Below are 20,158 nucleotides of genomic sequence, written 5' to 3'. Positions count from 1 at the left end.
GGACTCTCAGCGCACTCCTCGCGAGGCCGCGATTTCGCAGCGTAGGACGACTACTCAAGAACTCGATCCCGCAGCAAGGAGCTCTCTCAGGCCTGCCGCGCGAGACTGTAGACGTCACGTCCGAACGACCAACACAGCAGTGCCAGCGCGACAGCAACGGCAGCGCCAGCGACGGGCCCGGGCAACGCGATCGCCGCGACCAGGACGATCCCTTGTAGCGCGGCGATCGGCCGCCGCCACACACTCGGCGGCAGCGGTGCGTTCAACCAGGGCAGCAGCCGCGCAGCGGCGACGAAGACGTACCGCAGTGCCCCGATCGCCAGTACCCACCAGCCCAGCGACGAGACCAGGTGGGCGCTGAGGACGAGCAGCAGGAACGCATCGACCTCCATGTCGAAACGCGCTCCCCACCGGCTCGTCGTCGCCGTGCGGCGCGCGACCCAGCCGTCGGCAGCGTCGAGCACGAGTGCGAGCGACGCCACGACGACGAGCAGCACGGTCGCGTCCGTGCGGTCGGTGACGAGCGCGGTGACCACGCACCCGAGTACCGCTCGGGTGAGCGTGACCTGTCCCGCCGGGCCCAGCGCGGCACCCTGCCTGCCGCGCAGCAGCAGCACACCGAGCAGCACGGCGCACCCCGAACCTGCTGCCCAGCCGAGCAGGCTCAAGCCCACGGTTCCGGCGACGACGGCGAGTAGCAGGACCGACGAGACCACGCCTACGACCTCGGCCGTGGGGCCATCCGCTCGTCCGCTACGGCGGTCGGTGACCGGCTCACGGGTCATACGGTTCCTCCGCAGGCTCGGCGCGCACCATTACCATTCTGCTGGTCGACAACGAGTTCGCAGACTTCGGGAGGCGTCGAGGGTGCGCACCGCACGCGCGTTCTGGCTCACCGAGCCCGGTCAGGGTGAGATCCGAACGGTCGAGCTCGACGAGCCGGGAGCGGACGACGTTCTCGTCCGCACGGTCCACTCAGGAGTCAGTCGCGGTACCGAAGCCTTGGTCTTCCGTGGCGAGGTGCCGGAAAGCCAGCGGGACGCGATGCGCGCACCGTTCCAGGAGGGCGACTTCCCGGCTCCGGTGAAGTACGGCTACCTCGCGGTGGGTGTGGTCGAGCACGGCCCCGCCAACCTGGTGGGACGAACGGTGTTCTGTTTGCATCCACATCAGACTCGGTTCGTCGTTCCGGCGACGGCGGTCACCGTTGTGCCCGACTCGGTGCCGCCCGCGCGCGCGGTGCTGGCCGGTGCCGTGGAGACGGCGGTGAACGCGGCGTGGGATGCAGCTCCCCTGGTCGGCGACCGCATCGCTGTGGTCGGTGCGGGCATGGTCGGCTGTTGTGTAGCCCGGCTTCTGGCGGGGATTCCCGGAACGCGGCTGCAGCTCGTGGACACGGTGCCGTCCCGCGCCTGGGTCGCCGAGGCGTTGGACGTGGAGTTCACGGAACCGGCGGGAGCGCTGCCCGAGTGCGACCTCGTCGTCCATGCCAGCGGCACCGACGAGGGCCTGCGGCGTTCACTGGAATTGGTGCGCACCGACGGCACCGTGATCGAGATGAGCTGGTTCGGCGATCGTCGGCCTGCGCTGCCGTTGGGCGAAGCGTTCCACTCCCGCAGGGTGACGATCCGCAGCAGCCAGGTCGGCACGGTGTCACCGGCCCGCAGCACGCACCGGAGCATCGCCGACCGGATGCGGTTGGCGCTACGGCTGCTCACCGATCCGGCGTTCGACGCGATCGTGACGGGCCACAGCGCGTTCGAGGACCTTCCCCAGGTGATGCCGGCGTTGGCGGCGGGCGAGATGCCGGCCCTGTGCCACCGCATCGACTACGACGGCGTGAGCCTTTTTAGTGGTTATAGCAACTAAAAAGGCTCACGCCTGCCAGCCGCCCAGGTTCCGCAAGGCGACCTCACCGAACAAGGCCGTCTGATAGGAGTTCTCTTCGTACTTCAGTCCTGGTGGCGGAGTGAGTAGGGCGGCACCGTCGACCCGATGAGCGTCGCGTCGTCGATCGTCTGCGGCGTGTAGGACAGGTTCGGATACGAGTCCAGCAGCACGTTCGTCGGGTCGTCGACGGGCTCGCCGCGCCCGAACAGGTACGCCCACTCGTGCTCGTCCGAACCGAAGTACAGCACCGTCTCGAACACCGCGTTGAAGCGGTTGTACGAGCGGATGAGCGTCTCGTTGCGCCACACCGTCGGACAGCCTGCCTGGAAGGCCACGACGCCGCCCGGCGCGAGCACGTCGTGGCACTTCTGCACGAAAGCCGTGCCATAGAGCTGGTTGTGCTGTTCGCCCTCAGCGTCGTCGGCGCGTTCGTCCGGCGGGTCGACCACGACCAGGTCGTAGCCCTCCGGTGGCGCACCTTCCAAAAAGGACAGTCCGTCGGCGTAGTGCAGCCGGATCGGCCCTTCACCCTTCTCCAAGGCGGGAAGGTCGTCGAGACCGTAGCCGTACGGCAGGTGCTCGGCACACGCTTTCACGCACGCCTCGTCGATGTCGACGTGGTCGACCTGACTCGCCCCGGCTTCGACCGCCATCCGGCTTGCGACGCCCTCACTGGACCCGATGACGAGCACGCGCTCGAGCTTCTCCGCGAGCAGGAAACCGGGCACCATCAGCGCCTCGTGGTAGACCAGCTGGGACTGCTCCGTGCTCTGTCTGTCGTCGTCGCAGAACAGGGACACGCCCTGACCGGTACGCCCGATCACGACGTGCTGGTACGGGGTGTCGCCTTCCCAGATGACTTCGTCGAGACGCCACAACCGCTGCATGTCCGGCCCCAGCGGCTCGTGGATCCATCGCTGTGCGTCACTCAACGCCGTTCCTCCTCCGGTGCCACCGCGCGGTGGGGTCTCAGGTCGCGAACTCGGGCTCGGCCTCGCGACCGCGTCGGATCGTCTGAGTGTTCACCGTCGTGGGACGCAGCGCCTCGGCGATGAGCTCGACCGCCTGTTCGGGTTGCGCCACGTGACCGCACGTGAACACGTCGATGAAGATCGAGCCGTCCTCCGGGTAGGTGTGCATGGAGGCGTGCGACTCGGAGAGCAGAGCGAGCACCGTGACGCCCTGCGGTTCGAAGCGTTTGGCGATGACGTCACAGACCGTGGCCTGTGAACGCGTCAACGCGCTGTCGAGGGTGTTCCGGAGGAACTGTTCGTCGTCGAGCAAGGCCGGTGCGATGCCTTCGAGCTCGGCGAGGACGTGGTGTCCGGTAAACAGTCCGACCGTGTTCAGGGTCCCGGTGTCGATCGACATCTCTCGACCTCCCAACGTTGCACAGATTGCTGGTTCGATACCGCGCCCGGACGCGCCGGGCGCGGTCAGGGTCGCTCCCGGCGCTCACTGTCGAAACAGTGCGTGGCCAGGGGCGGGAATCCGTTGAAACACACCGACGAATAGCTAGCGGTGTAGGCGCCCGCGCTGAGCAGGTCGACGTGGTCGCCTGCACGCAGCGTGATGGGCATGTCGTAGAGCGTGTGCTGGTAGAGCACGTCGTCGCCGTCGCACGTCGGCCCGGCGAGTACCGCCGGTCCCACCGGGTCGCCGTCGCGGCTGGTGCGGATCCGGTAACCGATGGCTTCGCCCTCGGTCTCGGCCAGTCCACGATACCGGCCGACGTCCAGGTAGATCCACCGGCGATCGGGCTCGCGGTCCTCGGTGGCCAGCACGACCTCGCTGCGCACCACCCCGGCGTCACCGACGAGGTACCGGCCGGGTTCGATGAGCAGTTCCGGCCGGGCGGAGCCGAAGTGGTCGTCGAGGGACGACTCGATGCGGGCCGCGTAGTCGGCCAGTTCCGGCGCGTCGTCGGTGTGCGCGGCGGGCAGTCCGCCGCCGATGTTGACCATCCGGACGTCGAGCCCGGCGACCTGTTCGAAGACGTCGCGCACCGCAGCGAGTCCGTGCTCCCAGGCGTCCGGTTCGAGTTGCTGCGATCCGATGTGGAAGGACACGCCGTACGCGTCGAGTCCGAGTTCGCGGGCGCGGGTCAGCAGCCGCGCGGCGTGGTCGGGGCGGCACCCGAACTTCCGTCCGAAGGGTGTCCGGGAGCCGGTGTTGTCGACGTGCACACGACAGAACACCGAAGCGCCCGGAGCGGAGTCGGCGATGGCGTCGAGGTCGGGCTCGGAGTCGGTGGCGAACAGTCGCACACCGCACTCGTGCGCGTACGCGATGTCCGCGCGCTTCTTGATCGTGTTGCCGTAGGAGAGGTTCTCGGCAGCGGCTCCCTGCCGCAGGCAGAGGTCGATCTCCCCGGTGCTCGCCACGTCGAAGGAGGCGCCGAGCCGGACGAGTTCAGCGACGACCTCGGGCATCGGGTTCGCCTTGACGGCGTAGCAGATTCGCGCGTCGGGGAGGGCCGAACGGAGCTGTTCGTGCCGACGGCGCACGACGGCGAGATCGAGGACCAGGCACGGGCTGGAAGGAGCACGGCGGTCGAGATGATCGAGGATCGGGGTATCGGTACTGCCGATCGGGCCGGTGGTCGACGCGGTGGTTCCCGCGACCCCGGTCCCGTGGGGGCGGTCCGTCACACCGGTGGTGGCGGACTGGTCGGTCAATCCCGATACCTCCGTTCTCCGCCGCGGCTGCGCGATCCGCTAGGGGCCCGCAGCGGCTGTGTCCTGCTTCAGTGCCGACCAAGCACCGTACCGTTCAACGAAGTGGATTTCGAACCGCTTCCCGGAGATCCCCCGGACAGTGGAACCGACTGTGACCACTGACACCGAGTAGTCGCCCTGAGAAGGGTGCGCGGGTTGCTCTGCGTTGGTGGTTGCGTGGCGGAACCGCAACCTGTTGGCGCAGGGTGCCGGACCGCAACCCTCGATCCGCGCAACCTCGAAGTGTGGACTGATCGTGGGTGGCCAAGGCGCACGCACCGGCGTGTAATGACCACACGAGCCCGGCGACGGAACGGAAGGGACGCGATGGAGTCCACTGCACCGGCCCCCGTGGTGGGAACGGAGTTCCTGCGCCCTGCGACGTTGCGTGAAGCATTGGAGGCAAAGGCGCAGCACCCGGAGGCCGTACCGATCGCGGGCGGCACCGACGTGATGGTCGAGGTGAACTTCGGACGTGCCCGCCCGCCCGCGTTGCTCGACCTGACCGGAATCGCGGAGTGCGACGAGTGGTCGGCGGATTCCGGAGTCGTGCGTCTCGGCGCGGGCGTGAGCTACGCGCGGGTGATCACCGAACTGGCGGACCGGTTGCCAGGACTGGCGACGGCATCGCGAACAGTGGGCTCACCGCAGATCCGCAACCGGGGCACGATCGCAGGCAACCTCGGTTCCGCCTCCCCCGCCGGCGACTCGTTCCCGCCGCTGGTGGCCTCGGACGCGTCGGTCGAACTGTCCTCGGTACGCGGAGCTCGTCGCGTGCGCGCCGCGGAGTTCTGCACGGGGCCCAAACAGTCGGTGCTGGCAGTCGACGAGCTGATCACCGCGATCCACGTTCCGGAAGCGACGGGACCGCAACAGTTCTCGAAGGTGGGCCCGCGGAACGCGATGGTGATCGCGGTGTGCTCTTTCGCCCTGTCGCTGTCGCCGGGGCGGGTCGGCACCGGGATCGGGTCGGCGGGACCGGCGCCGCTGACCGCGCCGGAGGCAGAGGCGTTCCTGGCCTCCGAACTGGACGGCTGGTGGGAGTCGCCGACCCCGCTCGCCGACTCGGTGGTGCGGCGGTTCGGTGAACTGGTCGCCGAGGCCACCGCACCGATCGACGACGTCCGCGGTTCGGCGCGTTACCGGCGCCACGCACTCGCGGTCCTCGCACGCCGAACGCTCGCCTGGGCGTGCGCGGAAGGAGTGGCGCGATGAGGGTGACGGCGACGGTCAACGGCCGCGAACGCGACGCCGACGGCGTGTGGGAGTGCGAGAGCCTGCTCACGCTGCTGCGCGAACGCTGGGGCCTTCTGGGGTCGAAGAACGCGTGCGAACAGGGCGAGTGCGGCTCGTGCACGGTGCTGCTGGACGGCGCCGCCGTGTGCTCGTGTCTGGTCGCGGCAGGCCAGGTGCAGGGACGCGAGGTACAAACTGTCGAAGGCGTCGACGACCCCGCCGTGCACCGTGCGTTCGCGGATGAGGGCGCGGTGCAATGCGGGTTCTGCACACCGGGTCTCGTCGTCGCCGTCCACGGCTTGCTGCGCCGCAATCCCGCCCCGGCAGACCCGGAGATCCGTGAAGCCTTGGCCGGGAACCTGTGCCGTTGCACCGGATACGAGAAGATCCTCGACGCCGTGCGCTCGGCCGCTGAGGAGGCCCGGTCATGACGAGCACGGAGCACGCCAGCAGGGTCACGGGCGGTGTCGGCGAGTCACCGGCGCGCCCGGACGCGACGCTCAAGACCAGCGGCGAGTTCGCGTTCGCCTCGGATCTGGTCGCCGAGGACATGCTGTGGGGTGCGACGGTACGCAGCCCGCACCCGTACGCGCGGATTCGCGGCGTCGACGTCGGACCGGCGCTCGCGACGGCCGGGGTGTTCGCCGTGCTCACTCACGAGGACGTGCCCGGCGAGAACGCCTACGGGGTGAAGGTGCGCGATCAGCCGGTGCTCGCGGTCGACGTGGTGCGCTACGTCGGCGAACCGGTGGCGATCGTGTCCGCGGACTCACCCGAAGCCGCGCGCTTGGCCGCCGAACGCGTCGTGGTGGACTACGAACCGCTGGAACCGGTGCTCGACCCGATCCGTGCTGCGCACGACAAGTCGCTGCCCGCCTTGCACGAGAACGGCAACGTCGTGCGCCACCAGCGGATCCGTTCCGGCGACCCCGATCCTCGCGCCGAGGTCGTGGTGTCCGCCACGTACACGATCGGGATGCAGGACCAGGCCTTCCTCGGGCCCGAGGCGGGACTCGCGGTGCCTGCCGAGGACGGCGGCGTGGACCTCTACCTCGCGACGCAGGACCTGCATTCGGACCTGGAGCAGACTGCTCGCGCGCTGGGGCTCGCCGAGGACAAGGTGCGGCTGACGATGTCCGGAGTGGGTGGCGCGTTCGGCGGGCGCGAGGATCTGTCGATCCAGGTGCACTGTTGCTTGCTGGCGCTGCGCACCGGGCGGCCCGTGAAGATGGTCCACGGGAGGGAGGAGTCGTTCGTCGGTCACGTGCACCGGCATCCCGCCCGCATGCGCTACGAGCACGGTGCGACCCGGGACGGTGAGCTCGTCTACATCAAGGCGCAGCTGTACTTCGACGGCGGCGCGTACGCGTCCAAGACTCCGGTCGTGGTGAGCAACGGGACCGCGCTGGGGACCGGCCCGTACGTGGTCCCGAACGTGGAACTCGACGCGTGGGGCGTGTACACGAACAATCCACCCTGCGGAGCGATGCGCGGTTTGGGCGCCGTGCAGCCGACTTTCGCCTATGAGTCCCAGATGGACAGACTCGCCGAGGCGCTCGGGATGGACCCGGTCGAGCTACGGCTGCGCAACGTCCTCACCGAAGGCGACCGGTTGCCGACCGGTCAGGTCGTGGACTCCCCCGTTGCCGTCCCGAAGCTGCTCGATCGGCTGCGCGGCATGCCGCTGCCACCGAGTCTCCCTTCCGGCGCAGACGTGCGGGACCTGCCCGGTGGCGTGTCGAACACGACCCACGGCGAAGGGATCGCCCGCGGCGTCGGATACGGGGTGACGATCAAGAACGTCTGTTACTCCGAAGGTGCCGACGACTTCTCCACCGCGCGGGTGCGCCTCGAACTCGTCGGCGGGGAGCCGCTCGCCACCGTGCACACCGCCGCTGCCGAGGTCGGACAGGGAATCGTGACCGTGCAGCAGCAGATCGCGCGCACCGAGCTCGGCGTGCGCCGCGTCAACGTGCATCCGAACGACACCAGCGTCGGCCCGGCCGGATCCAGCTCGGCCTCCCGGCAGACCTACGTCACCGGCGGCGCCGTGCACGCCGCTTGCGTGGCCGTTCGGGAAGTCGTGCTGCATCGAGTCGCCGACGAACACGCCGTCGCCGTAGACGCTCTGACGCTGACCGACGGCGCGGTCTCACTCGACGGCGAGGTGCTCGCCGACCTCGCCGAGGTTCTGGACACCGCGGTCGAGGAGAAGCGCGAGTTCCACCATCGGCCCACGTTCCCGATGGACGACGAAGGGGCGAGCGACCGCGTGCACGTCCAGCACGCGTTCTCGGCGCATCGAGCCGTCGTGGACGTCGACACCGAACTCGGCCTCGTGAAAGTCGTCGCGCTCGACTGTGTGCAGGACGTCGGGCGTGCGATGCACCCGGACGCTGTACTCGGCCAGATCCAGGGCGGAGCCACGCAGGGGCTCGGGCTCGCGCTGATGGAGGAGGTCTCGGTTTCCGACGGCCGGATCGTGAACGGCTCGTTCACCGACTACCTCATCCCGACCGTGCTCGACGTGCCGCCGATGCGGATCGAGGTGCTGGAGGAGGCCGACCCGAACGCGCCCTACGGTGTGCGGGGCGTCGGTGAGCCGCCGACGATCACCGCGACACCGGCCGTGGTGGCCGCCGTCCGGGCGGCGACCGGCCGCGAACTCACCCACATTCCGGTCACTCCGACGCGCCTGCTCGGACTCGACGGCGAGGAGCAGCAGTGAGCGAGTTCATGAACGCGGCGGCCCACGTCGAACAGGCCCTTGATCTCGCCGTGGCCAACGTCGCCGAGGGCGGTGGACCGTTCGGGGCACTCGTCGTCCGGGACGGCGCGGTCGTCGGCAGCGGCGGCAACAGCGTGACCCGGGGTCTCGACCCGACCGCACACGCCGAGGTGCTGGCGATCCGGGACGCGTGCCGAGCCTTGGACACGTTCAGTCTGCAGGGCTGCGTCCTGGTGAGTTCGTGCGAGCCGTGCCCGATGTGCCTCGCGGCGTCGCTGTGGGCGCGGGTGGACGGAGTGCTGTACGCGGCGGACCGGCACGACGCCGCCGAAGCCGGGTTCGACGACCTGACCTTCCACGAGCTGCTCCACCCTGCTTCGGAGTGGCCGGTACCGCTGCGCAGACTCGACTCGCCCCAGCGGAATGCGCCGTTCGAGGCATGGCGAGATCACCACGATCGGGTGGAGTACTGAGCGGTCCTTGCCGGACGAACTGTCGTCGCGTCCTAGGGGGCCACTCGAGAAACCGATCCCGCAGCGAGGCGGGCGCTGAGGTTCCGCGACCCGACCCACAGAGCAAACCGTTCGGACGAGGAGTTCTGAGTGCACGTGCTGGGTGTGGTGTTGGCCGCAGGAGCCGGTCGTCGGTTCGGCATGCCGAAGGCACTCGCCGAACTCGACGGCGAGCTCCTCGTCGACCGCGCGAGCCGGGTCCTGGCGGCAGGCTGCGACCGGGTGCTGGTCGTGCTCGGTGCCTCCGCTGCGGAGGTCCGCGACCGGGCGCACCTCGACGCTGGGAACGTCGTCGAGAACCCGGAGTGGGCAGGCGGCATGGGCTCCTCGCTCCGGACGGGCCTGGAGTGGGCTACCGACGAGATCGACGCGGCGCTGGTGCTGCCGGTCGACATGCCGGGCGTCACCGAAGCGGCGGTGCGCCGCGTCGCGGCGTATGCGGCTCCCGACGCCCTCGTCGCGGCGTCCTACGGTGGAGTGCGCGGGCACCCGGTACTGCTGGGACGGGACCATTGGCCCGGGATCCGCGAGGTCGCCACCGGCGACTCCGGTGCGCGCGATTACCTACGAACGCGGCATGTCGCGCTTGTGGCCTGCGACGACGTCGCGGCAGGCTGGGACGTGGACCACCCCGGAGACCTCGAATCGGACACGTCGTAGGGTCGTTTCGTCACGCGTGAGGTGCCGCGCCCCGCACGCCGCGCGCCCGAGGGGCGTCCCGGCGGTGTCGCGCGGATGTGCGACGTCACACGATCAGGAGCATTCTCGACGCGGAGGACCGATGGCCAACGAACACATCACTGCCAACTACGTCCCGGACGGCGACGACTGGGCCGTCACGGTGACCTCGGGCTCGAACACCGAAACGGCGCGCGCGCCCGGACTCATCGCGGCCCGGGACCAGGCCGACCAGCTCATCGAGCAGATCGCACCCAGCAGGGCGGGACGGGTGGTGATCCACCTGCTCGACGGCGACGGCTTCGCTTTCAGCACCGCGTACCTGCAGGCACGGCACGGCCTGTCCGACGAGGCCACGCGTGAGGCGGCGGAGGTCGCGGCCACCCACACGCCCGCGGGCCAGTGACGCGCGCCCGTCGAGCACAGTGGAGACGGAACTGCCCTCCCGCCACGCCGAGAGGATGACGGCTGTGCAGGGTGCGATCAGCGGCCCCGACGAGTCCGTCCTGTCCGGCTCGTCGTCGGGCCGAGGCCGCCCACGTGACGCCAGTCGGGACGAGGCGCTGCGCAACGCCGCGCTCGAGGTGATGGCGGAAGTCGGCTACCGGGCGTTCACGATGGACGCCGTCGCGGCGCGTGCCCGCGCGGGCAAGGCGACGATCTACCGGCGGTGGGAGTCGAAACTCGACCTCGTCATTGACACTTGCAACCAGATGGTGCAGCGCAGCATCCCGGAACCGGACTCCGGTTCACTCGAAACGGACCTGCGCGCGTTGCTGTCGGGCTTCTCGGCGTTCCTGACGGGACCGGCGGGCAAGGCGGCGCAGGCGCTCGTCGGGGAACTTCCGCACGAGCCCGAGCTGGCGGCGGCGTTCCGGCAGTCGTTCCTGCTGCCGCGGCGCGACATGCTGCAGCGCATCCTGAACCGGGCGAGCGCGCGCGGCGAGATCCACGGCGACGCGCCGACCGACATGGTCGCCGAACTGGCCGGGGCGACGCTGATCTATCGGCTGATGCTGACCGGTGAGCCGCTGGACGAGACGTTCGTGCAGCGGCTGCTGGACGAGGCACTGCTGCCGCTGCTGCGGTGAGCCCGGCAGCGGCAGCAGTCCGTCCTCAGCTGAAGATCTTGCGGACCACGACGAGCGTGACCAGCGCACCCACCCCGATGAGTGCATAGCGCACCTTCGGGTCGTTGAGCTTCTCCTCGACGCCGGCCTTGCCCGCGTCGACGAACCGTTTGGGATGTGCCTTCACGCTCAACTCGTCCAGCGTGACGGCGAGCGCGTCTCGGGCCTTCTCGATGTCGCGCTCGATGGCGTCGGGATCACGAGCCACGCGTCCTCCTCATGTTCACCTGGCTGCTCACACGGTAGATCACTCGCGCCGCCGCGTCGCACCGGCGTGCGCCGTGTCGCCACACAGCCGCTCGCGGTGAGCCGTCACGCACCCGCTACCCTGAGGCATCGAGGGGCCGTAGCCCAATTGGCAGAGGCACTAGGTTTAGGTCCTAGCCAGTGCGAGTTCGAGTCTCGCCGGCCTCACCAGCGAAGATCGTCTTTCTCCCGTGCGGCGAAAGCGGAGCGCAGAGCCCGTCGTGCCGAAGACGTGGCAACAACGGTGATCATCTTGTATCCGCACCGTGTGCCCGTGCCACTCCTGGGTCACGACCAGCTCCGCCGCCGTCCAGAGTTGGAATGAGTAGAAACACGGGTTTCTGTTCCGCCTGGTTCGATAGGATGTTTTTCGATCAGAGATCGCGTGATGCTGCGAGAGGGAGCGTGTACGGGGTGTCGTCACAAGACCCGAACGCGGGCGCCAATTATGTGGCTCCTGCTGTGTTGGGCAGCGAGTTCATCGGGTACGAAAACGACGAAACGCCCAGCGACGTCTACGTGCCGTCGCAGCGGTTGCAGCCCGGGGCCAGCGAGATCGAGCTGGAGCTGCGACCGACCGAGGCGGGCGGGTTGGCGTTGTTGGCGTACTCGTCGCTAGAGCTACTGGTGGGCGGCTGCGGTGAGCAACAGCCGTGGATTTCGACACCACGGGAACGGATCAGCGACCTACAGCGTCAATCCGGCGCGGACACCATCTTGTGGGACATCGAACTGCCCCACGAGATGCGACACGGTTCGGAGGAGGAGACCGCATGACGGGCATCGACGCGGATCGCGCCGCGATGGAGAACGTGGCAGGCACGCTGCGGGATGGTGCGAGCGCACTGGAGGGCCCCGCCGCATCAGCGACGGGAGCGCCGGACGCCGGGCGCTCGTCGGCCAACGTGGCGCAGGTGTTGGCGGGACTGACACAAGCGGCGGCCGGGTTGGCTCAGGGCACGAGTCAATCAGCCGATGACGTCTCCGACAGCCGGACGACCTACGCCAACACCGATCAGGGCGCAGCGTCCGATCTGGGCAAGACACAGCAATAGCGCGGCGACGAGAACGAACGGTCGGTTCGGGCACATGGGGAGATTGAACGAGAATGAAGCCACTGGACACGCAGGTCTTCGGTGACGTCGCGTCCTGCCGGGACACCAGCAAGTGGTTGGACGATCTCGCGAACGGCGTCGGGAACACCTCCACCAGCATCAGCAAGGCACGCTCCACGTCGGAAGCATGCTGGGGGGGGTCAGGCCGCCGAGAACTTCCGGACGGAGCTGTCCAGCAACGGCAAGAGCGCCGACGAGCTGGAACAGATCGCCCGGAAGGCCGGTAAGGCTCTGACAAAGTTCGCCGACCAGATTGACACGGTCAACTCCTGGATGAATCAGGCTCGTGGAGTCGCTGGACGTGCTGGATTGGCGGTCACGGCCACCCACATCCAGCCACCCGGGCCGGGACCAGGAGCCGCTCCTCAGGCACCCCAGGGCAGGGTTCCGGCGGCGGAATCTCGTCAGCACTCCGAGGACATGGCCGCCCACACCGCGGCGGTCGGGCAGCACCAAGAGTTGGTACGCGCCTACGAAGAGGCTTCCACGACGGTCGCCGACGCGCGCCGCAAAGAGAACGAAGCCCACGAGCAGCTGACGGCAGCCACGGATGGCTTCACCTCGCCTCTCGAATATCTGACCAGTACCGGCGGGTGGACAGCCGCTGCCACCGTCGCCAGCGCGGTGGGCAGTTTGCACGGTGCTGCTGTCATGTTCCGTGACAAGGCCAACGCCCATACCCAGACGGCGAGCGCCCTGAAAGAGATCGCCGACAACCCCGCCAATACTCCGGCGAAGCGGGCGCAGGCCCGTGTGGACGCACTGCGCCACACCGCCCGCGGCAATGTTGCCACCACTCGCGCCGCCAGCAACTCGTCGAAGCTGGGCCACCTCAACGAAACGAGACGGGGCAAGCAAGTCTTTGACAAGCTCACGAGATATCCGGGTGACAAGGCGCTAGCCAGCAGCAACGGTGTCCTGGCCAAGAACGCAAACCGTGTCTTGAAAAAGGTCCCCTACGTGGGAGGGGCCCTCAGCGCAGCGAGCGCAACAACTGCCATCGCCGGTGGCGCAGACGCGAGTAATACCATTCTGAGCACGGCGACTAACTACGCCGTAGGCGCTGCCGCCACGGCAGGAGCCATCGCATTGATCGGCTCCGGAGGGTGGGCCGTGCTCGGTGCGGTGGCAGTCGGGACCGTAGCGTCGGCCGGAGTTGGCTGGGTCGTCGAGAATACCGGTGTCGGCGACTTCTTCCGCGATGTCTTCTAGAGGTTGGGCCACGAACCGATGAACCTCGATGTGCTGCCCCCGAAACCGGACCCCCACACCGGGGAGCCGCGCCCACCGCACGCGCCGGGCTCCAAGCCGCAGACGTACGAGTACACCCCACACCGCCCCGGCAGTGACCCCGAACCTCCATCCGGTGAAGGCCCCATCCTGGAGTGCCACTACGGCACCAACAAGGACAACCTCGTCGTGGCCGGGATCATCGCAGCGATCCTGGTCGTGGGCATCACTCTGATCACCGGCTTCGCATGGGTCCAGTATTGGTGGAACTACGCCATCTTCGCCGGGGTCGTCGGGGGGCTGTACTGGAGTTCCCGTCGGGACTACCTCGCCGCCGGTTCCGAGTGGTTGCAAAGTCGCCGAAACTGGGTGCGCACCTACGAACTCACCAGGGTGAAATACCTGAGCACTCCGGGCGGGTTCCACGTACGCCTCACCGATGCCCATGGCCGCACGGTTTCCTGCTCTATCCACGAACTCCAAGGCAACCCGGCACTATGGGACCTGGTCTACAACGGCCTCTGCCACTCGATGGCCAACCACGAAGTACAGACGAACTGGGTCCTACGACGCCACCTGCCGTTGCCCACGTTCACCGACAAACCGCCCGGCCAGGACGACGAGAATCGCAACTGACTTCCTCGACGAAGGCGACGCCGATGTGCGCGAGTTACCCGCCGACTTCGACGTGATCGACCTCGTGCGCCAGGCGACATGACGAGTGATCATGGCTTGTCGTGGAGCTTCTACCTCGACCTTGCGCAGGAAGGTGGCGGTACTCGGGGCCGGAACCGCAGCCTCGGGTCGGCGTTGGCTGGGTCGTCGAGAACACCGCCGTCGGCGATTTCTTCCGCGACGTCTTCTAATCGGGACCAAGATCATGTACACCGACGTTCTCCCCCCGAGACCGGACCGCCATACTGGGGAGCCGCGCCCACCGCACGCGCCGGGCTCCAAACCCGAAATGTACGAGTACACCCCACACCGCCCCGGCAGGGATCCGGAGCCGCCCGCAGGGCAAGGACCACTGCTGGAGTGCCACTACACTTCCCCGCACGTCGCACTGGTCGCCACCGGGATCTCGGCTGTGGTCATCTTTCTGGGGACGGCGCTGGCCACCGGCGGTTTCGACTTTGTCACCTACTGGTATCTCGATCTTTTCGTTCTCGCCGGTCTCGCACTGCTGTATCGCAGCACGCGGCGGGACTACCTCGCCGCCGGAGCCGAATGGCTGCAAACTCGACGCGGCTGGGTCAACACGTACAAGCTCGCCAAGGTCAAATACCTGAGCGTTCCCGCAGGGTTCATCGTGCGACTCGCCGACAACGACGGCCGCGTGGTCGCGTGCTCGATTTACGACCTACAAGGCAACCCGGCCCTGTGGGACCTGGTCTACAACGGCCTCTGCCACTCGTTGGCCAACCACGAGGTACAGACGAACTGGGTCCTACGACGCCACCTGCCGCTGCCCACCTTCACCGACAAGCCACCCGGACAGAACAACGAGCGCCAGAACTGAGCTTCGCTCACCACGGCAACACCGACGTGCGCGAACTCCCCACCTGCGAACGAAGTGACCGTCCAGGAACCGAGACCGACGGTGCCACTTCCACGTCGCGCTCGGCGAATCACTCGCCGGGTCCCGTATACGGCTGTTGGTGCCGTCTCAGTGAGGGTTCCGCTGCGGATAGCTCTCACGCCGGTGTCCTATTACGTCACGTTCCAGAATGATCGTCACACAGCGATGCGGCATGGTCCGTCAGGTTGGTCCGCGGGTGACCCGGGAGGGGTGTAGGACGAGTCGACGTAGATCCTCGACTTCCCACATCGCCCTGGCGGAGGCGCGCTGCTCGGTCTGAGTCGAATCCCAGTAGCGCTCCGTGAGCCGAAAAGCGAGTTCTTGCGCGCCGTCGTGGTGAACGGTCACGTCAGCCTCGACCGAGAGCCATCCCTCTGGTTCGCCTGGTGGCTTCACCACCACGAACGATGCGCGCGGTTGCGGTTGGGCCTGCAGACGGCGCATTCGGGGGCTGGTAGTGAGGGTGAACAGTTGCAAATCCCCCTGGGTCGTGGCTTCGAACCAGACTGGCCGCGGGGCCGGCATGCGCCCCGCGGCCGGTGTGACGGTGAGCAGGCCGAACAGCGGACGGTCTAGCAGGACTCGGTCGGCTTCGGTGAGCATCGAACCTCCCTGTCGAAGTTGGTATCCAACATCTACCTGGTACCCGGAAGGCACTTCAACGAGACTAGGTGTCATGACCGAAACCACCCCCGCACTCCCGGACTACCTTCACCTGACCGAGCAACACCGCGAACTGCTCGACCAGGTGCTCGACAAGTGGTCCCTGCACGTCCTCGCCGCACTGTGCGAGGAGGAGCCGCTGCGCTTCAACGAACTGCGGCGCGCGATCCCGGTCGTGACGCAGAAGTCGCTCACGGCGGCGCTGCGGCGCCTGGAGCGCAACGGAATGGTCGAACGCTGCGTGACCAGCACGCGGCCGGTCGCCGTTGAGTACCGCATCACTCCGCTCGGACAGTCGTTGCAAGACCTCATCGACGCGCTCCTGCGCTGGACCACCAGCACGCTGCCCGCCGTCGAACGCGCCCGCGCGCACTTCGACCACGCGTAATCGATCCGGTGGTACCGGTGGTACTGGAGTGCTGGACCCAGCAAACGGCTGTCGCCAGCAGATGATGCAGCGCGACGGGCCTGGTCAGAGCGCGTGGCCGCCCGGCGACCTGCGGGACGTGCCCCGTACTCCATCGCGCCTGGACCCGGATTGACAGTGACCGGCAGCGGAACCCCTGTCGTACGTACGGCCGGGATCGCCGGCCCGATGAGTTCTCCGGGTGGGGCGAGTCTTGTTCGTAGCGCCGTCGACGGCGCATCGTGAGGAGGCTCGCCATGCAGAAGATCACCACCTATCTGTGGTTCGACGACCAGGCCGAGGAAGCCGCCGCGTACTACATCGCGACGTTCGGGGACGGGCGGATCGTCGAGACGAACCGTTTCCCCGGCCCCGAACCGGACGCGGACGACGTCGTGATCGTGACCTTCGAGCTGTTCGGGCAGCAGTTCATCGCGCTCAACGGCGGAGCGCAGGACTTCCACTTCAACGAGTCGGTTTCGCTGTACGTCGAGTGCGAGGACCAAGCGGAGGTCGACCGGTACTGGTCGACACTCGTCGGCGACGGAGGCCAGGAGATCGAGTGCGGCTGGCTGCGGGACAAGTACGGCCTGCGCTGGCAGATCATCCCGAAGCAACTCACCGAGGCACTCAGCGACCCCGACCCCGCCGCCGCGCGACGCGCCATGAACGCGATGCTCGGCATGAAGAAGATCGACGTCGAAAGGTTGCGGAGCGCGCTCCAACCGCAGGGCTGATCCGGTCCGCCCGAGCCGTTGGCGCCTCCGAGCAGGGCGAAGGCGCCAATGGCCGGTTCCCAGTCAGCCGCGAGCTGAGGTTCGCCACGGACCGACCACACAGAGCACCCCGCACGGTCTCTTCCGACGATCTCGCCCCACCGGGTGAACCCGGTCGCATAGGCTCGGAGCATCGGTCCGCCCTGAGTTGGAGGCGTCTTGGGCATCAGCATCGCCGGGCTCGTGCTGCTCCTCGCAGCAGGAGCCGGGTTCTACTTCATGCGACACACGCGCAGCGAACTGCACGCGATGATCGGGGCCGAGACGCTGCCCGTCCCCCAGCTCGAAACGCTGCGCGCGGCCTCCGACGAGATCGGCAACCAGGGCGGCTTCCGCAAGCAGTGCGAAGTCGTCGGCGCCGCGCACCCCAACCCGCACGGGCCGTTGACCTCGGAACTCAGCAAAACCGAATGCGTCTGGTACGAGTACAAGGTCGTCCGGCAGTACGAGCGCACCGAATACCGTGACGGCCGCAGGCGCACCCACCGATCCAGCGAGACCGTCGCGAGCCACACGTCCGGCGACGGTTACGCGTTGCGCGACCAGGAGGGCACGCTCATCGGCGTCGACCCCACCGGAACGCAGCCGGACCAGCCGGACAAGGTCGTCGACCGGTTCGAGCCGTACCAGAAGCAGAGCCAGAGCGCGTTCGGAATCCAGCTGCCCGCGATGTTCGACTCGAACAACACCATCGGCTACAAGTACGAGGAATGGGCCATCCGGCCGGGCAAGCAGCTCTACATCCTCGGCGAGGTGCACGACAAGTTCGGCCCGCTCGTCGTGGGACGACCGGACGACGGCGGGCATTACATCATCTCGACCCGTTCCGAGGACGAACTGCGCTCGCACCGCTCTCAACGGCACAACATGCTCAGGATCGGCGTCCTCGTCGCCGCGCCGCTCGGGCTCGTGCTCGCCGTCGCCGGACTGTTCGCCTGAGGCTGAGTTTGGTGAACAGGCGGTTCACAGACTCGGGTGAGTGGCGCGTTGCAGCACGGCGTCGATGGCGGTGTCGAGCTCGGCCAGACGCTGGCGGAGTGCGCGGCATCTCGCCGGGTCGGTCTCGTCCTCCAGTTCCGCCGCGAGCTCTCCGTACCTCGCCAGCATCGACGCGCAGTCGTCGCCATGGGAACGGCTCGATGCTCCGGTCACTGCGCTGCGCCTTCCTCGCTGAAAGTCGGACTTCCCACTACTGTGCCGCACGCGTTCGGCCTCCGCAGGGTATGTCGTTCACTCAGCAACATCGGATGCCGGGGCGCCCGACGTTACGCCGATTGCGCACCCGGCACCCGGGGAACGCGACAGTCAGGCCGCCGGAGCCGGCACCCGACCGCGCGCCGCGACCATCCGCACCGACCCCTCGGCGAGCCGGTACGAGAGCCCGACCACCGCGCACGTCCCGTTCTCCACGGCTTCGGCGAGCGCACCGGAGCGCTCCACCAGGAAGTCGACGGTGTGCTTGATGTGCTCGTCGACGATGTCGTCGACGGTGTCGAGACCCGCGGACTTCGCGGCCAACACGCTCGGCGTCACCCGTTCCACGACGTCGCGGACGTGACCGCCCGGGGCCGCGCCGCCGTCGCAGACGCCCTTGGCCGCGGTCACCGCGCCGCACGAGTCGTGGCCGAGCACGACCACCAGCGGCGCCCCGAGCACCTGCGCGCCGTACTCGATGCTGCCCGTCACCTCAGCGCCGGCGACGTGTCCGGCGGTGCGCACCACGAACAGATCACCGAGTCCCTGATCGAAGAGCATCTCGGCGGCCAGCCGCGAGTCCGAGCAGCCGAACACCACCGCGAACGGGGACTGGCCGGACGCCAGCGAAGCGCGGCGGTCGGTGTCCTGATGCGGATAGGAACGCTCGCCCCGGACGAAACGGGCGTTGCCGGTGAGCAGCTGCTCGAGAGCGTCGGAGGGCGTCGTCGAGTGTGAAGTGGACATGCCCGCAAACTACCGCAGCGAGTCCGGAGTTCCCCTCGTGTCGCGGATCACCGGAGACACGAAAGCGGGGCGCCCGCACCCGGACGCCCCGCCCCGAAGAAACCATCAACTCAACCCACGCGGGACTTTTCGCAGAACGAGCTGTCCTCGTGTCGTGTCAGCGGCGCAGCCGCTGAGCGATCACCACGTACGCAGCCCGACCACCCGCGGGTTCTTGCAGCCTACGCAGCCGGACCACCGGCGGGTTCTCAGCGCCCTCCTCGCGAGGACAGCGGTTTCGCCGCGTAGGTCGCTACTCAAGAAACCGATCCCGCAGCGAGGAGGGCGCTGAGGTTCCGCTACCCGACCACCCACGCAGCTCAACCCACACCCATTAATCAGGCGTTGACCTGGGCTGCGATCTCTTCGTGCATGTGCCCGACGTTGCCGTACACGCCCGGGTAGCCCGCCTCGGCGCAACCCTGACCCCACGAGACGATGCCGATCAGCTTGTTGTCGACGACGAGCGGACCACCGGAGTCGCCCTGGCAGGCGTCCTTGCCGCCCTCCGGGACTCCCGCGCAGGTCATCGTCTCGTTGATGCTGCCCCCGTACGCCTCGTTGCATTCCGGGTTGCCCACGACCGGGACGTCGACCTTGAGCAGGTGGTCGGACTGCTCACCGCCCGAGCTGGTGGTGCCCCAGCCGAGCACGGTGGAGGTGGTGCCCGGCTGGTACGCCGGGTCGTCGGGGGTGGCCAGCTCCGCCGGAGCCTCCTGGACGTCGGCCTCCAAGGTGAGCACCGCGGCGTCGTAGCCGGAGCCCGACGCGTCGGTGTACTCCGGGTGCACCCAGATGTCGGTGACCTGGGAGACGGTTCCGTCGGAGCCGCTCATCAGGGTCCGGCCGCTGACGACCTCGATGCTGCTCGGGTCGGAGCCCTCGACGCAGTGCGCCGCCGTCACGATCTTGTTCGGGGCGGCGATGGTGCCACCGCAGAACTGCTGACCGCTCTGGGTCAGCGCGACGGTGAACGGGTGGTCCTCGATGTTGGCCTCTTCGCCACCAACGATGTAGGGGTTCACGTCGTCGTTCGACTGCGTGGGGGCCGCCTCGGCGAGCCCGACCGCAGCGAACGACGACAGGGCGACGGCGGAAATGCCGATGAAGCGGGTCAGGCCGCGAAGCGCCATGATTGTTCTCCTAGCTTTCCTGATTCCGGCCGGGGGAGTTCCCGAGCTGTGCACAAGTTGCCACCGGCTGCGGCAATCTGGCCTCGGACGATAATCCCCGGCGGAACCGGACCAAAGAACCAGGCTTTGCCGTTTTCCC

25 protein-coding genes and 1 tRNA gene are annotated in these 20,158 nt (G+C 68.1%); 17 read left to right on the top strand and 9 right to left on the bottom strand.

Going from position 1 to position 20,158, the window contains the following annotated elements:
- Positions 1-86: 86 nt before the first annotated feature.
- Positions 87-785 carry a CDP-alcohol phosphatidyltransferase family protein gene (locus GIY23_RS05555; protein ID WP_154075674.1) on the bottom strand — a complete coding sequence of 233 codons (699 nt, stop codon included), beginning with the start codon at positions 783-785 and terminating at the stop codon, positions 87-89.
- A gap of 82 nt (positions 786-867) precedes the next feature.
- On the opposite strand from GIY23_RS05555, the gene GIY23_RS05550 reads away from it, so the two are divergent.
- Positions 868-1,869, top strand: coding sequence for a zinc-dependent alcohol dehydrogenase (locus tag GIY23_RS05550; RefSeq protein WP_154075673.1), 1,002 nt, complete (start codon positions 868-870; stop codon positions 1,867-1,869).
- Between the two features lie 83 nt (positions 1,870-1,952).
- Here the strand turns inward: GIY23_RS05550 and GIY23_RS05545 are convergent, their stop codons facing one another.
- From GIY23_RS05545 to GIY23_RS05535, 3 genes are all read right to left on the bottom strand, one after another.
- On the bottom strand, positions 1,953-2,777 hold the full coding sequence (locus GIY23_RS05545; RefSeq protein WP_154078639.1) for a spermidine synthase: 825 nt from the start codon (positions 2,775-2,777) through the stop codon (positions 1,953-1,955).
- Positions 2,778-2,859: 82 nt separating this feature from the next.
- Positions 2,860-3,261, bottom strand: a complete 402-nt coding sequence (gene speD / locus GIY23_RS05540) for an adenosylmethionine decarboxylase (RefSeq protein WP_154075672.1) — start codon at positions 3,259-3,261, stop codon at positions 2,860-2,862.
- Positions 3,262-3,326: 65 nt separating this feature from the next.
- Entirely contained in the window at positions 3,327-4,568 is a 1,242-nt protein-coding gene (locus tag GIY23_RS05535; protein WP_154075671.1) for a type III PLP-dependent enzyme, read from the bottom strand.
- 366 nt (positions 4,569-4,934) lie between these two features.
- On the opposite strand from GIY23_RS05535, the gene GIY23_RS05530 reads away from it, so the two are divergent.
- The 7 genes from GIY23_RS05530 to GIY23_RS05500 all read left to right on the top strand — a co-directional run bounded on the left by GIY23_RS05530 (position 4,935) and on the right by GIY23_RS05500 (position 10,852).
- Positions 4,935-5,822 carry an FAD binding domain-containing protein gene (locus GIY23_RS05530; protein WP_154075670.1) on the top strand — a complete coding sequence of 296 codons (888 nt, stop codon included), beginning with the start codon at positions 4,935-4,937 and terminating at the stop codon, positions 5,820-5,822.
- Entirely contained in the window at positions 5,819-6,274 is a 456-nt protein-coding gene (locus GIY23_RS05525) for a (2Fe-2S)-binding protein (RefSeq protein ID WP_154075669.1), read from the top strand. The genes GIY23_RS05530 and GIY23_RS05525 overlap by 4 nt, the downstream gene beginning before the upstream one ends.
- On the top strand, positions 6,271-8,571 hold the full coding sequence (gene pucD / locus GIY23_RS05520) for a xanthine dehydrogenase subunit D (RefSeq protein ID WP_154075668.1): 2,301 nt from the start codon (positions 6,271-6,273) through the stop codon (positions 8,569-8,571). Before GIY23_RS05525 ends, pucD begins: the two co-directional genes overlap by 4 nt.
- A gap of 8 nt (positions 8,572-8,579) precedes the next feature.
- The gene (locus GIY23_RS05515) at positions 8,580-9,044 is read left to right on the top strand and encodes a nucleoside deaminase (protein WP_154078638.1); all 465 of its coding nucleotides are present in this window, start codon (positions 8,580-8,582) and stop codon (positions 9,042-9,044) included.
- Positions 9,045-9,173: 129 nt separating this feature from the next.
- The gene (locus GIY23_RS05510) at positions 9,174-9,743 is read left to right on the top strand and encodes a nucleotidyltransferase family protein (protein WP_154075667.1); all 570 of its coding nucleotides are present in this window, start codon (positions 9,174-9,176) and stop codon (positions 9,741-9,743) included.
- Positions 9,744-9,864: 121 nt separating this feature from the next.
- Positions 9,865-10,167 (top strand): hypothetical protein, encoded by a 303-nt coding sequence (locus GIY23_RS05505; RefSeq protein WP_154075666.1) that lies wholly within the window; start codon positions 9,865-9,867, stop codon positions 10,165-10,167.
- A 55-nt stretch (positions 10,168-10,222) separates the two neighbouring features.
- Positions 10,223-10,852, top strand: a complete 630-nt coding sequence (locus tag GIY23_RS05500; protein WP_154075665.1) for a TetR/AcrR family transcriptional regulator — start codon at positions 10,223-10,225, stop codon at positions 10,850-10,852.
- Between the two features lie 25 nt (positions 10,853-10,877).
- Here the strand turns inward: GIY23_RS05500 and GIY23_RS05495 are convergent, their stop codons facing one another.
- Positions 10,878-11,099 (bottom strand): DUF3618 domain-containing protein, encoded by a 222-nt coding sequence (locus tag GIY23_RS05495; protein WP_154075664.1) that lies wholly within the window; start codon positions 11,097-11,099, stop codon positions 10,878-10,880.
- 132 nt (positions 11,100-11,231) lie between these two features.
- Here GIY23_RS05495 and GIY23_RS05490 point away from each other — a divergent pair.
- From GIY23_RS05490 to GIY23_RS05465, 6 genes are all read left to right on the top strand, one after another.
- Positions 11,232-11,308, top strand: a tRNA-Leu gene (locus tag GIY23_RS05490).
- Between the two features lie 243 nt (positions 11,309-11,551).
- A complete protein-coding gene (locus GIY23_RS05485) occupies positions 11,552-11,914 on the top strand; it encodes an SAV_915 family protein (RefSeq protein WP_154075663.1) in 363 nt (120 codons plus the stop codon).
- Complete coding sequence (locus GIY23_RS05480) at positions 11,911-12,192, top strand: hypothetical protein (RefSeq protein ID WP_154075662.1); 282 nt, start codon at positions 11,911-11,913, stop codon at positions 12,190-12,192. Before GIY23_RS05485 ends, GIY23_RS05480 begins: the two co-directional genes overlap by 4 nt.
- Before the next feature lie 480 nt (positions 12,193-12,672).
- Positions 12,673-13,464: a hypothetical protein gene (locus GIY23_RS05475; protein ID WP_154075661.1), complete on the top strand. Its 792-nt coding sequence runs from the start codon at positions 12,673-12,675 to the stop codon at positions 13,462-13,464.
- Positions 13,465-13,482: 18 nt separating this feature from the next.
- Entirely contained in the window at positions 13,483-14,118 is a 636-nt protein-coding gene (locus tag GIY23_RS05470) for a hypothetical protein (protein WP_154075660.1), read from the top strand.
- Positions 14,119-14,446: 328 nt separating this feature from the next.
- Complete coding sequence (locus GIY23_RS05465) at positions 14,447-15,001, top strand: hypothetical protein (protein ID WP_154075659.1); 555 nt, start codon at positions 14,447-14,449, stop codon at positions 14,999-15,001.
- 240 nt (positions 15,002-15,241) lie between these two features.
- Here the strand turns inward: GIY23_RS05465 and GIY23_RS05460 are convergent, their stop codons facing one another.
- Positions 15,242-15,664, bottom strand: a complete 423-nt coding sequence (locus GIY23_RS05460) for a pyridoxamine 5'-phosphate oxidase family protein (RefSeq protein ID WP_154075658.1) — start codon at positions 15,662-15,664, stop codon at positions 15,242-15,244.
- 73 nt (positions 15,665-15,737) lie between these two features.
- Between GIY23_RS05460 and GIY23_RS05455 the strand changes: the two genes are divergently transcribed.
- The 3 genes from GIY23_RS05455 (at position 15,738) to GIY23_RS05445 (ending at position 17,845) form a co-directional block, all read left to right on the top strand.
- Positions 15,738-16,112, top strand: coding sequence for a winged helix-turn-helix transcriptional regulator (locus tag GIY23_RS05455; RefSeq protein ID WP_154075657.1), 375 nt, complete (start codon positions 15,738-15,740; stop codon positions 16,110-16,112).
- A gap of 275 nt (positions 16,113-16,387) precedes the next feature.
- The gene (locus GIY23_RS05450) at positions 16,388-16,867 is read left to right on the top strand and encodes a VOC family protein (RefSeq protein ID WP_154075656.1); all 480 of its coding nucleotides are present in this window, start codon (positions 16,388-16,390) and stop codon (positions 16,865-16,867) included.
- A gap of 198 nt (positions 16,868-17,065) precedes the next feature.
- Positions 17,066-17,845: an E3 ubiquitin ligase family protein gene (locus tag GIY23_RS05445; protein ID WP_407646832.1), complete on the top strand. Its 780-nt coding sequence runs from the start codon at positions 17,066-17,068 to the stop codon at positions 17,843-17,845.
- Positions 17,846-17,869: 24 nt separating this feature from the next.
- On the opposite strand, the gene GIY23_RS05440 is transcribed toward GIY23_RS05445, so the two are convergent.
- The 3 genes from GIY23_RS05440 to GIY23_RS05430 form a co-directional block, all read right to left on the bottom strand.
- Positions 17,870-18,058: a hypothetical protein gene (locus GIY23_RS05440; protein WP_154075655.1), complete on the bottom strand. Its 189-nt coding sequence runs from the start codon at positions 18,056-18,058 to the stop codon at positions 17,870-17,872.
- 153 nt (positions 18,059-18,211) lie between these two features.
- Positions 18,212-18,847 carry a carbonic anhydrase gene (locus GIY23_RS05435; RefSeq protein ID WP_154075654.1) on the bottom strand — a complete coding sequence of 212 codons (636 nt, stop codon included), beginning with the start codon at positions 18,845-18,847 and terminating at the stop codon, positions 18,212-18,214.
- Positions 18,848-19,224: 377 nt separating this feature from the next.
- On the bottom strand, positions 19,225-20,019 hold the full coding sequence (locus tag GIY23_RS05430; protein ID WP_154075653.1) for a S1 family peptidase: 795 nt from the start codon (positions 20,017-20,019) through the stop codon (positions 19,225-19,227).
- Positions 20,020-20,158: the final 139 nt, after the last annotated feature.

This window comes from Allosaccharopolyspora coralli (assembly GCF_009664835.1).
Classification (GTDB): domain Bacteria; phylum Actinomycetota; class Actinomycetes; order Mycobacteriales; family Pseudonocardiaceae; genus Allosaccharopolyspora; species Allosaccharopolyspora coralli.
Note: the sequence above shows the minus strand (reverse complement) of the source record. Positions and strands in the feature narration are given on the sequence as shown.